Source organism: Mycolicibacterium grossiae (assembly GCF_008329645.1).
Taxonomy (GTDB): Bacteria; Actinomycetota; Actinomycetes; order Mycobacteriales; family Mycobacteriaceae; genus Mycobacterium; species Mycobacterium grossiae.
The window spans coordinates 495,308-514,235 of sequence record NZ_CP043474.1 but is presented as its reverse complement, the minus strand read 5'-3'; the positions used below and the strand labels follow the sequence as shown (position 1 = coordinate 514,235).

General features: G+C 69.1%; 17 protein-coding genes. 10 read left to right on the top strand and 7 right to left on the bottom strand.

Annotation, left to right across the window (positions count from 1 at the left end; translation table 11 throughout):
* Window positions 1-35: 35 nt before the first annotated feature.
* The 4 genes from FZ046_RS02565 to FZ046_RS02550 are packed head-to-tail and all read left to right on the top strand — an operon-like array spanning window position 36 to window position 4,501.
* The gene (locus tag FZ046_RS02565) at window positions 36-1,547 is read left to right on the top strand and encodes a sodium:solute symporter family protein (protein ID WP_176749593.1); all 1,512 of its coding nucleotides are present in this window, start codon (window positions 36-38) and stop codon (window positions 1,545-1,547) included.
* Window positions 1,544-1,867 (top strand): hypothetical protein, encoded by a 324-nt coding sequence (locus FZ046_RS02560; protein WP_070354230.1) that lies wholly within the window; start codon window positions 1,544-1,546, stop codon window positions 1,865-1,867. The genes FZ046_RS02565 and FZ046_RS02560 overlap by 4 nt, the downstream gene beginning before the upstream one ends.
* Complete coding sequence (locus FZ046_RS02555; protein ID WP_070354229.1) at window positions 1,864-3,186, top strand: LLM class flavin-dependent oxidoreductase; 1,323 nt, start codon at window positions 1,864-1,866, stop codon at window positions 3,184-3,186. Before FZ046_RS02560 ends, FZ046_RS02555 begins: the two co-directional genes overlap by 4 nt.
* Before the next feature lie 31 nt (window positions 3,187-3,217).
* The gene (locus FZ046_RS02550) at window positions 3,218-4,501 is read left to right on the top strand and encodes an LLM class flavin-dependent oxidoreductase (RefSeq protein ID WP_070354228.1); all 1,284 of its coding nucleotides are present in this window, start codon (window positions 3,218-3,220) and stop codon (window positions 4,499-4,501) included.
* Window positions 4,502-4,561: 60 nt separating this feature from the next.
* Here the strand turns inward: FZ046_RS02550 and FZ046_RS02545 are convergent, their stop codons facing one another.
* Genes FZ046_RS02545 through FZ046_RS02535 form a run of 3 tightly spaced genes read right to left on the bottom strand, consistent with a single transcriptional unit; the run spans window position 4,562 to window position 7,822 of the window.
* On the bottom strand, window positions 4,562-5,737 hold the full coding sequence (locus FZ046_RS02545) for a thiolase family protein (protein WP_070354227.1): 1,176 nt from the start codon (window positions 5,735-5,737) through the stop codon (window positions 4,562-4,564).
* Window positions 5,738-5,739: 2 nt separating this feature from the next.
* Window positions 5,740-6,807, bottom strand: coding sequence for a thiolase family protein (locus FZ046_RS02540; RefSeq protein WP_070354226.1), 1,068 nt, complete (start codon window positions 6,805-6,807; stop codon window positions 5,740-5,742).
* A gap of 4 nt (window positions 6,808-6,811) precedes the next feature.
* The gene (locus tag FZ046_RS02535) at window positions 6,812-7,822 is read right to left on the bottom strand and encodes a Zn-ribbon domain-containing OB-fold protein (protein WP_070354225.1); all 1,011 of its coding nucleotides are present in this window, start codon (window positions 7,820-7,822) and stop codon (window positions 6,812-6,814) included.
* A gap of 70 nt (window positions 7,823-7,892) precedes the next feature.
* Between FZ046_RS02535 and FZ046_RS02530 the strand changes: the two genes are divergently transcribed.
* The 3 genes from FZ046_RS02530 (at window position 7,893) to FZ046_RS02520 (ending at window position 10,916) form a co-directional block, all read left to right on the top strand.
* A complete protein-coding gene (locus FZ046_RS02530) occupies window positions 7,893-8,924 on the top strand; it encodes an LLM class F420-dependent oxidoreductase (protein WP_070354224.1) in 1,032 nt (343 codons plus the stop codon).
* Window positions 8,925-9,042: 118 nt separating this feature from the next.
* The gene (locus FZ046_RS02525) at window positions 9,043-9,723 is read left to right on the top strand and encodes an acetoacetate decarboxylase family protein (RefSeq protein WP_070354264.1); all 681 of its coding nucleotides are present in this window, start codon (window positions 9,043-9,045) and stop codon (window positions 9,721-9,723) included.
* A complete protein-coding gene (locus tag FZ046_RS02520; RefSeq protein ID WP_070354223.1) occupies window positions 9,720-10,916 on the top strand; it encodes a cytochrome P450 in 1,197 nt (398 codons plus the stop codon). Before FZ046_RS02525 ends, FZ046_RS02520 begins: the two co-directional genes overlap by 4 nt.
* 90 nt (window positions 10,917-11,006) lie before the next feature.
* Here FZ046_RS02520 and FZ046_RS02515 read toward each other — a convergent pair whose 3' ends face one another.
* On the bottom strand, window positions 11,007-11,807 hold the full coding sequence (locus tag FZ046_RS02515; RefSeq protein WP_070354222.1) for a crotonase/enoyl-CoA hydratase family protein: 801 nt from the start codon (window positions 11,805-11,807) through the stop codon (window positions 11,007-11,009).
* Between the two features lie 68 nt (window positions 11,808-11,875).
* On the opposite strand from FZ046_RS02515, the gene FZ046_RS02510 reads away from it, so the two are divergent.
* Both FZ046_RS02510 and FZ046_RS02505 read left to right on the top strand, forming a co-directional pair.
* Window positions 11,876-13,528 carry a medium/long-chain-fatty-acid--CoA/3-oxocholest-4-en-26-oate--CoA ligase gene (locus FZ046_RS02510; RefSeq protein ID WP_070354221.1) on the top strand — a complete coding sequence of 551 codons (1,653 nt, stop codon included), beginning with the start codon at window positions 11,876-11,878 and terminating at the stop codon, window positions 13,526-13,528.
* Window positions 13,529-13,553: 25 nt separating this feature from the next.
* Window positions 13,554-14,684, top strand: a complete 1,131-nt coding sequence (locus FZ046_RS02505; RefSeq protein ID WP_070354220.1) for an NAD(P)H-dependent flavin oxidoreductase — start codon at window positions 13,554-13,556, stop codon at window positions 14,682-14,684.
* A gap of 53 nt (window positions 14,685-14,737) precedes the next feature.
* Here FZ046_RS02505 and fadD17 read toward each other — a convergent pair whose 3' ends face one another.
* The 3 genes from fadD17 to FZ046_RS02490 are packed head-to-tail and all read right to left on the bottom strand — an operon-like array spanning window position 14,738 to window position 18,550.
* Complete coding sequence (gene fadD17 / locus FZ046_RS02500; protein ID WP_070354219.1) at window positions 14,738-16,267, bottom strand: long-chain-fatty-acid--CoA ligase FadD17; 1,530 nt, start codon at window positions 16,265-16,267, stop codon at window positions 14,738-14,740.
* Window positions 16,264-17,361, bottom strand: a complete 1,098-nt coding sequence (locus tag FZ046_RS02495) for an acyl-CoA dehydrogenase family protein (protein WP_070354218.1) — start codon at window positions 17,359-17,361, stop codon at window positions 16,264-16,266. The genes fadD17 and FZ046_RS02495 overlap by 4 nt, the downstream gene beginning before the upstream one ends.
* A gap of 7 nt (window positions 17,362-17,368) precedes the next feature.
* Window positions 17,369-18,550, bottom strand: a complete 1,182-nt coding sequence (locus FZ046_RS02490) for an acyl-CoA dehydrogenase family protein (protein ID WP_070354217.1) — start codon at window positions 18,548-18,550, stop codon at window positions 17,369-17,371.
* Between the two features lie 183 nt (window positions 18,551-18,733).
* Here FZ046_RS02490 and FZ046_RS02485 point away from each other — a divergent pair, with 183 nt between their 5' ends.
* Window positions 18,734-18,925 (top strand): ferredoxin, encoded by a 192-nt coding sequence (locus tag FZ046_RS02485; protein WP_070354216.1) that lies wholly within the window; start codon window positions 18,734-18,736, stop codon window positions 18,923-18,925.
* Window positions 18,926-18,928 lie beyond the last annotated feature (3 nt).

The window sequence follows — 18,928 nt, the reverse complement described above, 5'->3', positions numbered from 1 at the left end:
GGCCGCTCGCGCTCGTCGTGGTCGCAGGAGGCCGTGTGTTCCACCCATCCAATCTCTCTCCCGTACTGGGCTTCGTCCTCATGCTCGGGTTGGGCGCCTTCATGTTCGCCGTGGCCTTCACCGTCCGCTCGATGGTCAAGAACACCCACGACTTCGTGATCGCCGACCGCCGCATCGGCTTCGGCTTCGGCGTGGGCTCCGTCATCGCCGTGTGGACCTGGTCGATGGCAGTGATGATGAGTTCGGCGCAGGCCTTCTCCTTCGGCACCTCGGGGCTGATCTGGTTCGTCGTGCCCAACGGCCTGGCCGTGATGGTGATGGTGCCGTTCGCCCTGCGGCTGCGCCGGCAGATGCCCGCCGGCTACACGATCGTCGAGTTCATCCGCGAGCGCTTCCAGAACAAGCCGGCCACCACCATCGCGCTGATCGCGATGCTGCTGGGGCTGCTCGCCGAGATCTTCATCAACCTGTTCGGCGTGGTGCTGGTGATGGGCGTCGTCTTCGGCATCAACCCGACCGTCGTCCTGGTCATCACGCTGGCCACCGTCACCGTCTACTCCTACTTCGGCGGCCTGTGGACCTCGGCGATCACCGCGACGTTCAACACCCTGCTCATCACGGTGCCCGCGGCGATCGTCGTGCTCTACGTCCTGGCCAAGGTCGGCGGACCCGAACTGGTGTTCCAGAAGGTCGGTGAGGCGGGCCCGAACACCCTGAACGCGTTCGACGGTCAGGCCGCGGCCGGGTTCGGTATCTCGCTGTCGCTGGGCCTGCTCGCCTCGACGATGGCCGATCAGACGTTCTGGCAGAAGGCGTGGGCGCTCAAGCCCGCGACCATGGGCCGCACCTTCGTATGGGCGGGCATGTGGTTCTACCCGATCCCGATCGTGCTGGGCCTGCTCGGCCTGGTCGGGCTGGGCTTCGGCGTCGACGTCGACGACCTCGGCAGCGCCGGCCCCGGCGGCATCGGCCCGTACGTCGTCAGCCACCTGGGGCTGCCGATCATCCTGGTGGCGCTGTACGTGCTGATCATCCTCAACGCCTGCTACTCCTCGATCGATGGGGCGTTCTCCGCCCTGTCGTCGGTGGTGGCCGTCGACATCCTCAAGCGGGCCAAGCCCGACATCGCGCAGAAGTCGCTGTTTCGCTGGACGAAGAGTTCGATCATCATCGCCGGCGTCATCGGCGGCATCGTCGTCAGTTCCGGAATCGACTACGTCGAGCTGGTGAACACCGTGTACTTCCTCAAGGCGGCGCTCATCATCCCGCTGGCGCTGGCCATCTTCTGGCGCCGCATGACCGCCACGGCATTCGTGACCAGCCTGGTACTGGCCATCGCCGTCGGCTACCCCGTGCGCCAGTACGTCGGGGAACTGCAAGGAATCGTCACCCTGGAGGCCATCTCACTCGTGACCGCGGTCGGCATCAGCCTGTTGTCCAGGCAGACATTCGATTTCGCGTCACTGCGGGGACGCGGCGAGGCGTTGACCGAGGCGCCGGCCGAGGTGGCCGAGGCGCGCGCCGGCGATCCGGATCCGGTCCGATGATCGCGTTCTGGATCGCGGTCGTGGTCGGCGTCGTCGTCGGCGCCGCCTACGTCACGCTCGGCGTGCAGGCGTTCTTCCGGGTGCGCCGCGACGTACTCGCGCTCGCCGAATCCGGTCGGCCCGACGACCTGTCGACCGACGAGATCGGCGACGCGAACACCTTCACCTGGAAGGCGCTCGGCGCCGTCGCGGTGTCCACCGCAGTGATCGCGCTGCTGGGGGTGAGCAGCGTGTTCTGGTACATCCCCGCGGTTCTCGCGATCGGTTCCGCGGTGGCCGTAGCCACCGCCTTCCTCATCGACCGCAGGAGCACCACATGACCGACAAGACGAAGATGCACCTGCTGGGGTTCGTCCAGCACGGCGTGATGAACCACGCGTCCACGATGTGGGCCCACCCCCGCGACAAGGTCGGCTACCACTGGTCGCGCCCGGAGTACTGGCGCGATCTCGGCCGCACCATGGAACGCGGCCTGTTCGATGCGATGTTCATCGCCGACGAGTTGGCGCCGTACACCACCTACAAGGGCAACTCCGATCCCGTCGTGAAGTTCGCCGGGCAGTGTCCGGTGCACGAACCGGCCAGCGTCGTGCCGATCGTCGGCGCCTTCACCCAGCACCTCGGCATCGGCATCACGCTGTCGACCTCGTTCGTGCCGCCGTACATGATGGCCCGGCAACTCTCGACGCTGGATCACCTCACCGGCGGCCGGGTCGGCTGGAACATCGTCACGTCCTACTCCAAGAGCGAGTTCCAGGCGATGGGCAAGGAGAACCTGACCCCGCGCGACAAGCGCTACGAGGTGGTCGAGGAGTACATGCAGCTGCTGTATCAGCTGTGGGACTCCTGGGATGACGACGCCATCGTCTACGACCGGGAGAACGGGGTCTTCGCCGATCCGGCCAAGGTGCGCGAGGTCGACTTCCAGGGCGAGTTCTTCCAGTCCAAGGGCCGCCACTTCGTCGCCCCGTCACCGCAGAAGCGACCGGTGCTGTGGCAGGCCGGATCGTCGGAGCAGGGCCGCGAATTCGCCGCCAAGCACGCCGAATCCGTGTTCGGGATCTTCCCGACGCCCAAGAGCATGCGGGCCTATGCCGACGACATCCGCACCCGGGCCAGCGACGCCGGCCGCGATCCGGAGTCGGTGAAGCTGATCTACGGGCTGCAGACCATCATCGACCGCGACAAGGGGCGCGCCAACGACCGCTACGCCGAGTTCGTCGAGAAGGTCCAGATCGAGAGCGCGCTGGGAATCCTCTCCGGCCACACCGGGTTCGACTTCTCCACCCTGGATCTCGACGACAACGTCGTCGATGCCGACGTGCAGGGCATCCGCGGCCTGTTCGACGCGATCCTCGAGGCGAAGGACGGCGCTCCGGTGACGGTGCGCGAGGCCGCCCAGATCTACGGGGTGTCGATGGGCGCGCCGGTCGCGGTCGGCACGCCGGCAGACGTGGCCGACCAGATGGAGCAGTACGTCGACGAGGGTGGCTGCAACGGATTCATGATGCTGGCGACCGACACGCCGGGTTGCTTCAACGACATGACCGAGCTGCTGGTGCCCGAACTGCAGCGCCGCGGCCGCTTCCGCACCCGTTACCCCGGCACGACGCTCCGGGAAAGCCTCCAGGAGTACTGAGCTGACGCGGCAGGCACACTTCCTGGCGTTCATGCAGCACGGGGTGAGTAGTCACTCGGTGGGCATGTGGCGTCACCCGCTCGACAAGGTCGGCTGGGACTACGCCGCGCCGGCGTACTGGGAGCACCTGGCCCGGACGCTGGAGCGCGGACTCTTCGACGCGGTGTTCCTCGCCGACGAACTGGCGCCGTACAACTCGTTCGAGGACTCCTCGGACGCCACGATGCGCTACGCGGTGCAGGCCCCGACGCACGAGCCGGCCGCGCTGACGCCGATCATCACGGGTGCGACGACGCATCTGGGGGTCGGCATCACGCTCTCGACGGCGTTCGAGCATCCCTATTCGATGGCGCGGCGGCTGTCGACGTTCGACCACCTCTCCGGCGGCCGCATCGCCTGGAACATCGTCGGCTCCTATTCGCCGTCGGAGTTCGCCGCCTACGGCCAGGAGATGCCCGACCGCTCCGTCCGCTACGAGCGCATCGCCGAGTACGTCGACCTGTGCTGCCAACTCTGGGACTCGTGGCAGCCCGACGCGATCGTCGCCGACCGCGCCACCGGGGTGTACGCGCACCCGGAGAAGATCCGCGAAGTGGTGTTCGAGGGCAAGCACTTCCGCTGTCGCGGGCGGCACTTCGTGGCGCCATCACCGCAGGGCCGGCCGGTGCTGTGGCAGGCGGGCGCCAGCGAGCAGGGCCGGGCGTTCGCCGCGTCGATCGCCGAGGCCGTCTTCGCGATCCAGCCGACGGTCGAGTCGATGCGCGCCTACTCCGACGACATCCGTCGGCGCGTCGGCGAGGCCGGCCGCGATCCGGAGACGGTGAAGCTCTACTACGGCGCTCAGGTGATCGTCGGCTCGACGGATTCCGAGGCGCACGAGAAGGCGGAGTACCTGCGGTCGCTGTTGCGACCGGAAGCGTCGCTGGCGATGCTATCCGGTCAGCTCGGCGTCGACTTCTCGACGTTCGACCCGCGCACGCCGCTCGACGAGATCCCGGTACCGGGTATCCAGGGCGTCAAGGACGCGCTGGTGGCCTCCGGCGCCGGCGATGCGGTCACCATCGCCGAGGCCGCAGACACCTACGCCTTCCGCTTCTCGATGCCGCAGGTGATCGGCGCCCCGACGAGTGTCGCCGACCAGCTCGAGGAGTTCCTCGACGACGGCGGCGCGGACGGGTTCATGCTGCTCGCCACCTACACGCCGGGCTGCTTCGAGGAGTTCGTCGACCTGGTGGTGCCCGAACTGCAGCGCCGGGGCCGCTACCGCACGCGGTACCCGGGAAAGACGCTGCGGGACAACATCCTCGGCGACTGAGCGGAGCGGCGAAGGCCCCCGACGCCTCCGCCGCCCCGAGTGTGACGAGTACGGCGGGGCTCAGGCCCCCGGCTTGTCGGCCCCGACGACCCACATCGAGTAGTACTGCGACCCGCCGCCGTACGCGTGGCCGAGTGCCTTGCGGGCATTGGGCACCTGGTGGTCGCCGGCCTTGCCCATCACCTGGATGGCCGACTCGGCGAACCGGATCATGCCCGACGCGCCGATCGGATTGGACGACAGCACGCCGCCGGACGGATTGAACGGGATCCGGCCACCGATCGCCGTCTCGCCGGCCTCGGTCAACTTCCAGCCCTCGCCCTCGGCGGCGAAGCCCAGGTTCTCCAGCCACATCGGCTCGAACCAGGAGAATGGGACGTAGACCTCGCCGACGTCGATCTCGTCGATCGGGGAGGTGATCCCGGCGTCACGCCACAGCGCCGCGGCAGCGTCGCGCCCGGCCTGCGGATTCACTTGGTCGCGACCGGAGTACGCGAGCGGTTCGGTGCGCAGCGCCGTCGCGTGGATCCACGCCACGGGATGTCCCTCGGCGACGCGGGCGTCGGCGGCCTGCTCGTCGCCGATGACGATGGCCGCCGCACCGTCGGACGACGGGCAGGTCTCGTCGAACCGAATCGGATCCCACAGCATCTGCGACGCCATCACCTTCTCCAGCGTGATGTCCGGCTGGTGCAGGTGTGCCAACGGGTTCTTCGCGCCGTTCTGCCGATCCTTCACCGCCACCATCGCGCCGATGTGGTTGGGGGCGCCGGAGCGGCGGATGTATGCGCGCACGTGCGGGGCGAAGTAGCCACCCGCTCCGGCGCCGACCGGCTTGGTGAAGGGCACCGGGATGCTCAACGCCCACATGGCATTGGATTCGGACTGCTTCTCCCATGCCATCGCCAGCACGCGGCGGTACTTGCCGGACTGCACCAGCGACGCCGCGACGACGGCCGTCGACCCACCCACGGATCCGGCGGTGTGCACGCGGATCAGCGGCTTGTTCGTGGCGCCGACGGCGTCGGTCATGAACAGCTCGGGCATCATGACGCCCTCGAAGAAGTCCGGTGCCTTGCCGACGACGACGGCGTCGATGTCGTCGAACGTCGAGCCGGAGTCCGCGAGCGCCTTGTCGATCGCCTCGCGCACCAGGCCGTTCATCGACACGTCGAGTCGCTTGGCGACGTACTTCGTCTGACCCGTCCCGAGGACGGCGGCGTTGCGTCCAGCCATGACTACTTTCCTTCCAGCACGGCGACGAGATTCTGTTGCAGCGCAGCACCACTGGTGGCGTGGGCGAGCACCCGCTGCGCCGAGCCGTCGAAGACGTGCTGCGCGGCGAAGCCGATCCGCTCCAGGCCCGCGACGAACATCGGGTTGGCCGCGAGCGCGCCACCGGAGGGGTTCACCCGGGTGTCACCGCCCAGGCCGATGGCCTCGGTGAGGATCAGCTGCTGGTGGGTGAACGGCGCGTGCAGTTCGGCCACCTCGATCGAGCCGGCGTCGCCACCGGTGGCCGCCGCGGCCGATGCCGCGGTCGACGTGGACGTCGTCAGGTCGCGTGCGCCCAGCACCGGCGTCTCGATGCGGTGCTCGATCCCGGAGATCCACGCCGGTCGCTCCCGCAGCTCGCGGGCGCGGTCGCCGGCGGCCAGCACGATCGCCGCCGCGCCGTCGGTGATCGGCGCGATGTCGTGACGGCGCAACGGATCCGCGAAGTACGGCCGGTCGAGCAACTCGTCGATGCTGCTGGCCGGCGGCTCCCGGTCGGTGCGCTCGGCCACGGCGAAGGAGTCGAGCGCCACCTGCGCCATGTCCTCGGCGGTCCACTTCCCGGCGTCGAGCCCGAAGCGCGCCTGCAGGCCGGCTTGGGACACCGAGTCCGGCCACAGCGGCGCGACGGTGTAGGGGTCGGTCTGCAGCGCCAGGATGCGGCGCAGCACGCCCGCACTCGACTTGCCGAAGCCGTACACCAGCGCGGTGTCCACCTGGCCGGTGAGGATCTTGATGTAGGCCTCGTACAGCGCCCATGCCGCGTCCATCTCGACGTGCGACTCGTTGATCGGCGGCACCGCGCCGATCGAGTCGATGGCCGAGATGAACGAGAAGGCCCGGCCGGCAAGGTAGTCCGACGACCCGGAGCACCAGAAGCCGATGTCGGTCTGCTTCAGGCCGAGTTCGGAGTACAGCTGGTGAAAGCACGGCATCAGCATCTCGACGCCGTTGGTGGTGCCATCGGTGCGGCGCACGTGCGGGGCGCGGGCGAACCCCACCACCGCGACATCGCGATCGGTCACAGTCATTCCTCTACAGGTGGTGGCGGTAGGTCTCGTAGTCGGCGTCGGGTTCGCCGGTGGGCCGGAAGTGGTCGATGTTGTCGATGCCGAGACCCCACTCCTCCTGGGGCTTCCACACCGCCTCGACCCGCATGCCCATCCGCACCTCGGTGGCCTCGATTTCGGTGACCAGGTGCAGGAACGGGATGTCGGCGCCGTCGAGGAGCACGTAGGCGGCGACGTAGGGCGGCTTGATGCGCTGCCCGGCGAATGGAATGTTGATGATCGCGAACGTCGTGACGGTGCCCTTGTCCGGCAGCTCGACGAACTCGTCGAGTGCGAGCCCGGTGGCCGGATCGGCCTCCTTCGGCGGGAAGTACACCTTGCCGGGCTGTCCGTCGCGGCCACGGGCGGTGCGCGCCCCCAGTAGCTTGCCCTGCTCGAGCCCCCGCAGGAACGTGCTCTCCGGCAGCGACGCGGTGTGCTGGATCTCGATCCACGTCGGCACCACCAGCATGGTGACCGGGTCGCGCTCGTCGGCCGTCGCATCGGGCACGTCCTCGGCGGTGTCGCCCAGCGTGAAGTACGCGATGTCGGTGATGGCGCCGACCGGTTCGTCGGCCCAGTGCACGCGCACGCGTGCACCGGTGCTGATCTCCTCGGCCGAGCCGGCGTCCACGGCGTGCAGCAGCGGGGTGTCCGCGCCGTCGAGCCGGATGAGCGCCCACGCGAACGGGCGCTGCAGCGGTTGGCCCTCCAGCGGCTCCGGCTGCCACGTCCACGACAGCACCGTGCCGACGCTGTCCACCGGTACGATCTCCGTCAGCCGCTCGTAGGTGACCGGATCGAATTCGGCAGGCGGCACGAGGACTCGGCCGTCCGAGCCGCGCACGCCGACGACGCGTCGTCCGCGGAGTTCGGTGAAGAAGCGGCCAAGGACGGGACCTACTGAACGGGTGTAGTCGAAAGACAGTTTCAGCGGGGCCGAAAGGGGCGGCTGATGCTCATCGATACTGGCCGGGCTGCTTTGGCTGGCACTCACGGCATCGAGTAGAACAGGTTCTAAGAATCGTGGCAACCACGGGTCCTGGTGCCCGGGAAAGTAGGCGTCGATGAAGCTCGGTCTGCAGCTCGGGTACTGGGGCGCACAGCCACCGACCAACCACGCGGAACTCGTCGCGACCGCCGAGGAGGTCGGCTTCGACACCGTCTTCACCGCCGAGGCGTGGGGTTCGGACGCCTATACCCCGCTGGCGTGGTGGGGGCGCGAGACCACCCGCATGCGCCTCGGCACGTCGGTCATCCAGCTCTCCGCGCGCACCCCGACGGCGTGCGCGATGGCGGCACTGACGCTCGACCACCTGTCCGGCGGCAGGCACGTCCTCGGCCTCGGCGTCTCCGGGCCGCAGGTGGTGGAGGGCTGGTACGGCCAGACGTTCCCGAAGCCGCTGGCCCGCACGCGCGAGTACGTCGACATCCTGCGTCAGGTGTGGGCGCGCGAAGCCCCGGTGCGCAGCGACGGCCCGCACTACCCGTTGCCGCGCTCCGGTGAGGGCACCACCGGTCTCGGCAAGAACCTCAAGCCCATCACCCACCCGCTGCGCGCCGACATCCCCGTCATGCTGGGCGCGGAGGGTCCCAAGAACGTCGCGCTGGCCGCCGAGATCTGCGACGGCTGGCTGCCCATCTTCTACTCGCCGCGCATCGCCGACATGTACAACGAGTGGCTCGACGAGGGGTTCGCCCGCCCGGGCGCACGCCGCACGCGCGAGACGTTCGAGATCTGTGCGACGGCCCAGGTGGTGGTCACCGACGACCGGGCCGGCGTGATGGAGCTAATGAAGCCGCACCTCGCGCTCTACATGGGCGGCATGGGCGCCGAGGACACCAACTTCCATGCCGACGTCTACCGCCGGATGGGCTACTCCGAGGTGGTCGACGAGGTGACCGCGCTGTTCCGCAGCGACCGCAAGGACCAGGCGGCAGCGGTGATCCCGGACGAACTCGTCGACGACTCCGCCATCGTGGGCGACCTCGAGTTCGTCAAGGAACAGATCAAGGCGTGGGAGGCGTCCGGCGTCACGATGATGGTGGTCGGGGCGCGCTCGTCCGAGCAGATCCGCGACCTGGCTGCACTCGTCTGACACGCGACTAGACACTTCCTTGCCAGGTGTCTAGAACGCGTTCTAGATTTGGGGCGTGAGCCAGCCCACACCCGCCGCGCCGCCGTCGGAATACCGCATCGCCGGCCAGACCGTGACGATGCCCGTCCGCATCCGCACTGCCACCCAGCACGTGGCGATGTTCTCCGTCGACGCGGACGCGGCGCAGCGCATGATCGACTACAGCGGGTTGCGGGTGTGCCGCCTGCGGCCGCATCGGGCCGTCGCGGTGCTCATGCTCATGGAGTACGTCGACGGCGACCTCGGCCGCTACCTCGAGTACGGCACCAACGTCATGGTGAATCCGCCCGGGTCGGACGCGAGCGGCCTGCGGGCGTTTCAGTCCGCGGGCGCCTTCATCCATCACCTGCCGGTCGATCAGTCCTTCACCCTCGAGGCCGGCCGGACCATCTGGGGATACCCGAAGGTGCTGGCGGAGTTCACCGTTCGTGATGGGCGACGCTTCTCGTTCGACACCACCATCGATGGACGGTTCGCCGTCGGCATGGACTTCGCGCCCGGCATCCCCGTGCCGTCGCGATTCACCTCGGCGCCCCGGGTGCATTCCACCTACTCGCACCTCGACGGGGTCACCCGCGAAACCGCGGGCCACATGGCGCTGAGCGGCGTGCGCTACCGGCCCGGCGGTGCCACCGTCCGGCTCGGCAACCACCCGTACGCCCGCGAACTCGCCGCACTCGGCTTCCCGAAGCGGGCCCTGTTCTCGGGCTCCGCCACCAACGTCGAAATGACCTTCGCCGACGCCAAGGAGATCCCGTGACCACCACCGCCCTCGACGTCGACCTCGCCGACGGAAACTTCTACGCCGACCGTGGCGCCCGCGAGGCCTACGCGTGGATGCGCGCCAACTCGCCGGTGTTCCGTGACCGCAACGGCCTCGCCGCGGCGACGACGCACGCCGCCGTGCTGGACGCCGAACGCAACCCCGAGCTGTTCTCGTCGACCGGCGGCATCCGGCCCGACCAGCCGGGCATGCCCTACATGATCGACATGGACGATCCCGCACACCTGTTGCGCCGCAAGCTCGTCAACTCCGGCTTCACCCGCAAGCGCGTGATGGACAAGCTGCCGTCGATCGAGCGGCTGTGCGACACCCTGATCGACGCGGTGTGCGAGCGCGGCGAGTGCGACTTCGTCCGCGACATCGCCGCACCGCTGCCGATGGCCGTCATCGGCGACATGCTGGGCGTGCTGCCCCAGGAACGCGACATGCTGCTGCGGTGGTCCGACGACCTGGTGTGTGGGCTCAGTTCGACCGTCGACGAGCAGGCCATCCAGAAGCTCATGGACACCTTCGCCGCCTACACGGCGTTCACCATGGACGTCATCGCCAAGCGGCGGGCGGAGCCGACCGACGACCTGTTCTCGATCCTGGTGAACGCCGAGGTCGAGGGACAGCGGATGGCCGACGAGGAGATCGTCTTCGAGACGCTGCTGATCCTCATCGGCGGCGACGAGACCACCCGGCACACCCTGTCCGGCGGCACGGAACAGGCGCTGCGCCACCGGGATCAGTGGGACCGGCTGGCAGCGGATCAGGACCTGCTGCCCGGAGCGATCGAGGAGATGCTGCGCTGGACCTCGCCGGTGAAGAACATGTGCCGCACGCTCACCGCGGACACCGAGTTCCACGGCACGTCGCTGACCGCCGGCGAGAAGCTCATGCTGATGTTCGAGTCGGCCAACTTCGACGAGGCGGTCTTCGGCGACCCGGAGAACTTCCGCATCGACCGCAGCCCCAACAACCACGTCGCCTTCGGGTTCGGCACGCACTTCTGCCTGGGCAACCAGCTGGCGCGCCTCGAGCTGCGCATCATGCTGACCAGGGTGTTGCAGCGCCTGCCGGATCTGCGCCTGGCCGACGAGGACATGCTGCCGCTGCGCCCGGCGAACTTCGTCAGCGGGTTGGAGTCCATGCCGGTGGTCTTCACGCCGACCGCGCGCGTGTCCTGACACCCCTGACACCGCCCAGCGTCGAGCGTGCGGATACGTGCGCTCGACGTGGCGCGTCGCGGATGACGCCGCACGCTTGCGGCGGAACGGTTACTTCATCTGGAAGTTCGGCGCCCGCTTCTCCTTGAACGCCCGCGGGCCCTCCTTGGCGTCCTCGCTCAGGAACACCGGGATGCCGTTGGCCGTGTCCGGCTTGAAGGCCGCCTCCTCGTGCATGCCCTCCGTCTCGCGGATGGTCTTGAGGATCGCCTGCACCGCCAGCGGCCCGTTGCCGTTGATCACCTCGGCGATCTCGAGTGCCTTGTCCAGGGCGCTGCCGTCGGGCACGACGTAGCCGATCAGCCCGTAGGACAGCGCCTCGGCGGCGGTGATGTGCCGTCCGGTCAGCAGCAGGTCGCAGGCGATCGTGTAGGGGATCTGGCGCACCAGGCGCACGGCCGAGCCGCCCATCGGGTACAGGCTCCACTTGGCCTCGGAGATGCCGAACTTCGCGCTCTCGCCCGCGATGCGGATGTCGGTGCCCTGCAGGATCTCGGTGCCGCCGGCGATCGCGGGCCCCTCGACGGCGGCAATCAGCGGCTTGGTGAGACGACGACCCTTCAGCAGCCCGTCGATGCGCGACGGGTCGTAGCTGCCATCGGCGAACGAGTCACCCGGCGGCTTCGCGCTCGCGGCCTTGAGGTCCATGCCCGCGCAGAAGTACCCCCCGGCACCGGTCAGGACGCAGGTGCGGATCTCGGGATCGGAGTCGACGCGGTCCCAGGCCTCGACCATGATCGAGAGCATCTCGCCCGACAGCGCATTGCGCGCCTCGGGTCGGTTGAGCGTGACGATGAGGGTGTGTCCTCGCTGTTCGACGAGGGCGTCGGGACCTTTGTCGGGTGTGCTCACGGATGTCCGCCTTTCATCGTCGAAGACAGCGACTTGTCTCGAAATGTAACACGTTCTAGTTTAGAGCCGTGGCCCTGAACATCGCCGATCTCGCCGAGCACGCCATCGACGCCGTGCCTGACCGCATCGCCCTCATCTCCGGGGACGAGACGCTCACCTACGCCCAGTTGGAGCAGAAGGCGAACCGCTTCGCCCACTACCTCATCGACCAGGGTGTCCGAAAGGACGACAAGGTCGGCCTGTACTGCCGCAACCGCATCGAGATCGTCATCGCGATGCTGGGCACGGTCAAGGCCGGCGCGATCCTCGTCAACGTCAACTTCCGCTACGTCGAGGGCGAGCTGAAGTACCTCTTCGACAACTCCGACATGGTGGCGCTCGTCCACGAGCGCCGGTACGCCGACCGGGTGGCCAACGTCCTGCCCGAGACGCCCAACGTCAGGACGATCCTGGTCGTCGAGGACGGGTCCGACGACGACTACCAGCGCTACGGCGGCGTGGAGTTCGGGGCCGCTCTCGAGCAGGGCGCACCCGAGCGCGACTTCGGGCCGCGCAGCGCCGACGACATCTACCTGCTGTACACCGGCGGAACCACGGGATTCCCCAAGGGCGTGATGTGGCGCCACGAGGACATCTACCGAGTCCTGTTCGGCGGCACGGACTTCGCGACCGGCGAGCCCATCGCCGACGAGTACGACCTCGCCAAGCAGGCCGCGGCCAATGCACCGATGGTCCGCTACCCGATCCCGCCGATGATCCACGGCGCCACGCAGTCCGCCACCTGGATGTCGCTCTTCTCCGGCCAGACCGTGGTGCTGGTGCCGGAATTCGACGCCGACGAGGTGTGGCGCACCATCGAGAAGCACGGCGTCAACCTGCTGTTCTTCACCGGTGACGCGATGGCGCGGCCGCTGCTCGATGCGCTGCTCGCCCACCAGGACGCCGGTAACACCTACGACCTGTCGAGCCTGTTCCTGCTCGCCAGCACCGCGGCGCTGTTCTCCACCAGCATCAAGGAGAAGTTCCTCGAGTTGTTGCCCAACCGCATCATCACCGACTCGATCGGGTCCTCGGAGACCGGCTTCGGCGGCACCAGCGTGGTCGCCAAGGGACAGTCGCACACCGGTGGCCCGCGCGTGACCATCGACAAGAACACCAAGGTGCTCGACGAGGACGGCAACGAGGTGGTGCCGGGCTCGGGTACGCGCGGCATCATCGCCAAGTGCGGCCACATTCCGGTCGGCTACTTCAAGGACGAGAAGAAGACCGCCGAGACGTTTCGCACCATCAACGGCGTGCGGTACGCGATCCCCGGCGACTACGCCGAAGTCGAGGCCGACGGCACGGTGACGATGCTGGGTCGGGGATCGGTGTCGATCAACTCCGGCGGCGAGAAGATCTACCCCGAAGAGGTGGAGGCCGCGCTCAAGGGGCATCCCGACGTCTTCGACGCGCTCGTGGTGGGCGTCCCCGACCCGCGGTTCGGCCAGCACGTCGCCGCCGTGGTGCATCCGCGGGAGGGCGCCCGGCCGACGCTGGCGGACCTGGATGCGTTCGTGCGCCAGGAGATTGCGGGATACAAGGTGCCGCGCAGCCTCTGGCTCGTCGACGAGGTGAAGCGCTCCCCGGCGGGCAAGCCCGACTACCGCTGGGCCAAGGACGTGACCGAGGAACGTGCCGCCGACGACGTGCACGCCAAACACGCTGCGGCACAGAGCTAGTAGCGACGAGGCGAGGAGAACACCCGTGAGAACCGAACTCTGCGAACGCTTCGGCATCGACTACCCGATCTTCGTGTTCACGCCGTCGGAGAAGGTGGCCGCCGCGGTCACCCGCGCCGGCGGCCTCGGCGTACTCGGCTGCGTGCGGTTCAACGCCGCCGACGACCTCGAGAACGTCCTGCAGTGGATGGACGCCAACACCGACGGCAAGCCGTACGGCGTGGACATCGTCATGCCGGCCAAGGTCCCGACCGAGGGCACCAGCGTCGACATCAACAAGCTCATCCCGCAGACGCACCGCGAGTTCGTCGACAAGACGCTCGCCGACCTCGGTGTGCCGCCGCTGCCGGAGGACGAGGAGCGCTCCGAGGGCGTGCTCGGCTGGCTGCACTCGGTGGCGCGCAGCCACGTCGAGGTGGCCCTCAAGCACCCCATCAAGCTGATCGCCAACGCGCTCGGATCGCCGCCGAAGGACGTCATCGACCAGGTGCACGCCGCGGGTGTTCCGGTGGCGGCACTCGCGGGCAGCGCCAAGCATGCGCAGCGGCACGCCGAGAACGGCGTCGACATCGTGATCGCGCAGGGCCACGAGGCCGGCGGTCACACCGGTGAGATCGCGTCCATGGTGCTGGTGCCGGAGGTCGTCGATGCGCTGGCTGCGTCCGGCAGCGACGCCGCAGTGCTGGCCGCGGGCGGCATCGGTTCCGGGCGGCAGGTCGCGGCGGCGCTGGCGCTCGGCGCGCAGGGCGTGTGGATGGGGTCGGCGTTCCTCACCGCCGCCGAGTACGACCTCGGCGTGCGCACCGAGGGCGGCGCGTCGGTGATCCAGCAGGCGCTGCTGGCCGCGGGGTCGAGCGACACCGTGCGGCGCCGCATCTACACCGGAAAACCCGCCCGGCTGCTCAAGAGCCGGTGGACCGACGCCTGGGACGCCGAGAACGCGCCCGAACCGCTGCCCATGCCGCTGCAGAACATCCTCGTCAGCGAAGCGCACCAGCGGATGAGCGAGTCGACCGACCCGACGACCGTCGCGATGCCGGTGGGTCAGATCGTCGGCCGGATGAACGAGATCCGGCCGGTGGCCGACATCATCGCCGAACTCGTCGACGGCTTCGCCGACGCCACCCGGCGGCTGGACGGCATCCGCGAGGGCTGAGGCGGCGCGTTCTTTGCCGGGCCGTTCGAGCACGGCCGATCCGCTGACCGTCCCTAGCGGCGGCGGATCTCGTGCACCGGGTCGGCGCAGTCGGTGGCCTCGGCGGAGAGCACGCGCTTGAGCACCTTGAACGTCGCAGTGCGGGGCAGCGACGCGGCGACGCGGACCAGCACGGGCCACTGCTTCGGGCCGAGATCGGCCTGCGCGGCGAGGAAGTCCTCGAACGCGACGGCGTCGAACTCCGCGCCGTCGCTCAGTACCAGCGCCGCCATCACCCGGTCGCCGACCGCCGGGTCGGGGACCGGGAAGACGGCCACCTCGACGACGTCGGGATGACGCAGCAGGACGCGCTCGATCGGTGCGGTGCCGAGGTTCTCGCCGTCGACGCGCATCCAGTCGCCCAGTCGACCCGCGAAGTACGCGTAGCCGGCCTCGTCGGCGTACGCGAGGTCGCCGGAGTGGTAGACACCGCCCGCCATGCGCTCGTCCTCGGCCCCGCGATCGCCGTAGTAGCCGCGGAACCACCCCGGGCCCGTCGGGTTCACCAGTTCGCCGATTTGGCCCGGCGGACACGGCTCGCCGGTGTCGACGTCGACGATGGCGACCTCGTCGGTCAGCGGGCCGAGCGCACCCTCGGGCGTATCCGGCGTACGGGCGATGGCGATGCCGCCCTCGGTCGAACCGAACCCGTCGACCACCAGGACGTCGAAGCGCTCGGCGAACCGCACGACGTCGCGCGGCGCGCCCTCGTTGCCGTACAGGATCCGCAGCGGGTTGTCGGCGTCGTCGTCGCGCGGTGGTGTCGCGAGGACGTAGGACAGCGGCTTGCCGACGTAGTTGGCGTAGGTGGCGCCGTAGCGTCGTACGTCGGGGAGGAACCCGGACGCGGAGAACCTGCGCCGCAGCGCGATCGAGCCACCCGCGGCGACGGCGACCGCCCACCCGGCCATCACGGCGTTGGAGTGGAACAGCGGCATCGACAGGTAGAACACGTCGGCGGGCCCGAGGGCGAACCGCTGTGCCAGCATGGCGCCGGGGAACGCCACCTTGGCGTGGGTGACCCGCACGGCCTTCGGCTCGCCACTGGTGCCCGAGGTGAAGATGAGCATGAACAGGTCGTCGGGGGAGACGTCGGCGAACGTCACCGCCGTCCCGTCGTTCGCCGCGAGTTCGGTTGCCCACGAGTCGGATCCGACGTCGATCACCGCGACGTCGAGGTCCGCGCCGGACAGTGCCGAGGGGTCGTCGGTGAGCACCAGCTGACAGTCGGCGTGGGCGACGTCGCGGGCGAGCGCGGCGCCGCGTCGGGTCGGGTTCAGCCCCACCGGGACCAGGCCGCTAAGCCCGGCCGCCACCAGCACGCTGGAGAAGAAGGTGGTGTTGCCGAGCAGGACCCCGACGTGCGGCGGCTTCGCGGGGTCCAGCCGGGCGCGGACGGCGGACGCCAGCGCGGCGGCCGCCACGAGGTGATCGGCCCAACTGACGAAGGCGTCCTCCTCGCGCACGCCGCGGTCGGTGACCTCCGCGAGCGGCACCAGCAGGTCGGTGACGGTCGGATCGGGGTCGCTCACCGCAGGGGTCAGGCCGGGGTCTCGGCCAGCTCGCGTCCGATGCGCAGCAGCGAGCCCGTCGCCCCGCCGACGGCGAACTCCGTCTGCTTGGCCGCCAGGAAGTAGCGGTGCACCGGATGGTCGGTGTCGATGCCGACGCCGCCGTGCACGTGGACGGCGGTGTGCGCCACGCGGTGGCCGGCCTCGGCGGCCCAGAACGCCGCCGAGTCCACCTCGAGCTGCGCGGGCAGGCCCTCGGAGACCCGCCAGGCGGCCTGCGTCACCGTGAGCCGCAGTCCCTTGAGGTCGATGTAGCCGTCGGCGAGGCGCGACGAGACGGCCTGGAAGCTGCCGATCGGCCGTTCGAACTGTTCGCGTTCGCGCGCGTACTGGGCGGTCAATTCGAGCGCACGCTCGAGTACGCCGATCTGGAACGCACTGCGGCCGAGCGTGGTTCGGATCGCCAGCCAGTCGACGACCTCCGACCCGCCGATCGCCCGGCCGGCGGGGATCTCCGCGCCCTGCAGGTCGAGGAGTCCGACGCTGCCGTGACCGGTGGTGTTCAGCGACGTCACCGTCACGCCGGGGTCGTCCGCGGCGACGAGGAACACGGTCACTCCGGCGTCGGTGTCCGCCGGCACCAGGAACGCATCGGCGATGGGCCCGAAGGGCACCAGCGCCCGGGTGCCGGTCAGCCGGTGACCGTCACCACCGCCGGTGGCCTGCACCGGACCCTGGCCCATCTCCGCGTCGAGCGCGATGGTGAGGATCTTCTCGCCGTCGACCGCCGGGGTCGCCCAGTCCCGGCGCAACTCCTCGGAGCCGAACTCGGCGATGGCGCCTGCGGCGAGCACCGCGGACTCCAGGTAGGGCACCGCGGCCATCTGCCTGCCGAGGGCGACGAGGACCGCCACCTGCTCGAGCGCGCCGAAACCGCCGCCGCCCAGAGACTCCGGCGCCGTCGTCGACAGCACGTCGGCGTCCTTGAGCTTGGCCCACAGCGTGTCGTCGAAACGCTCGGTGGCGCCGTCGAGTTCGCGCTGGCGCTCGGGGGTGCACACCGTGTCGGCAATGGTGCGGACCAGCCCGCCGAGATCCTCGGAGGCTTCCGTCGTCGTGAAGTCCATGTCGTCCCTACCGATTGACCCGGGGCAGCCCGAGGGCCACCATGCCGATGATGTCGCGCTGGATCTCGTTGGTGCCGCCGCCGAACGTGAGGATGAGGCACGACCGGTGCATGCGCTCGATCCGGCCACGCAGGAGCGCACCGGGGGTGTCCGAGCGCAGCGTCGCCGCGGTACCGAGCACCTCCATGAGCAGCCGGTAGGCCTCGGTGGCCAGTTCGGTGCCGTACACCTTGGCCGCCGAGGCGTCCGCGGGGGACGGCGCCGCGTCGCTGGCCGACGCCAGCTCCCAGTTGATGAGCTTGAGGACCTCGGCCTTGGCGTGCACGCGCGCGAGGTTCAGCTGCACCCACTCCGAGTCGATCAGCCGCTTGCCGTGCACGTCCTTGGTGTTCTGCGCCCACTCGCGAACGCCGTTGAGCGCGAGATAGATCGGCTGGGCGGACACCAGTGCCACGCGCTCGTGGTTCAGCTGGTTGGTGACGAGCTTCCAGCCGGCGTTCTCCTCGCCGACGAGCGCCGACGTCGGGACGCGGACGTCCTGGTAGTACGTGGCGCTGGTGTCGACGCCACTCATGGTGTGCACGGGCGTCCAGGAGAAGCCCTCGGCCGTGGTCGGCACGATCAGCATCGAGATGCCCCGGTGCTTCTTGGCCTCGGTGTTGGTGCGGACGGCGAGCCAGACGTAGTCGGCGTACGCGATGAGGCTCGTCCACATCTTCTGGCCATTGATCACGTAGTCGTCGCCGTCGCGCACCGCGGTGGTGCGCAGCGCCGCGAGATCGGTTCCGGCGCCGGGCTCGGAGTAGCCGATCGAGAAGTGCAGGTCGCCCTTGGCGATGCGGGGCAGGAAGAACGACTTCTGCTCGTCGGTGCCGAAGTGCATGATCGTCGGCGCGACGCTGTTGATCGTCAGGAAGGGCACCGGGACGTTGGCGAGCGCGGCCTCGTCATTGAAGATCAGCCCGTCCATCGGCGGGCGGGCGTGGCCGCCGTACTCGGTGGGCCAGGACAGGGTGAGCCAGCCGTCCTTGCCCATCTGCGCGACCGTCTCGCGGTAGACGTTGCCGCGGCCCACCTCGCCCTCGCCCGAGGCCAGGGCCTCCGCGCGCTCTGGCGTCATGAGCTCGGCGAAGTACGACCGCAATTCGCGGCGCAGCTCCTCCTGCTCGGGCGTGTAGCCGATCCGCATGGCGTTTCCTCACTGTCGCGGGACGGGTTCGGCGGCCGACGACGGGCTGCCGATCACTCCCGGTTGTAACACGTTCTAGTCTCCGAATCCAGGGCATGCTTTACTGCCATCGGCCGAACCGGGCCGTATCGTGACCCGTTATCGTCGGCGCACCGTCGCCACCGCGGCTACGAGGAGGCTGTCATGCACGTTGAAGTTGACCGGGATCGCTGCGAGGGAAACGCGGTGTGCCTGGGCATCGCTCCGGACCTGTTCGATTTGGACGACGACGACTACGCCATCGTCAAGGCCGATCCGGTGCCCGCCGACCAGGAGGGTCTGGCCGAGCAATCCATCGCCGAGTGCCCGCGCGCGGCGCTGAGCCGCAGAGACTAGAGG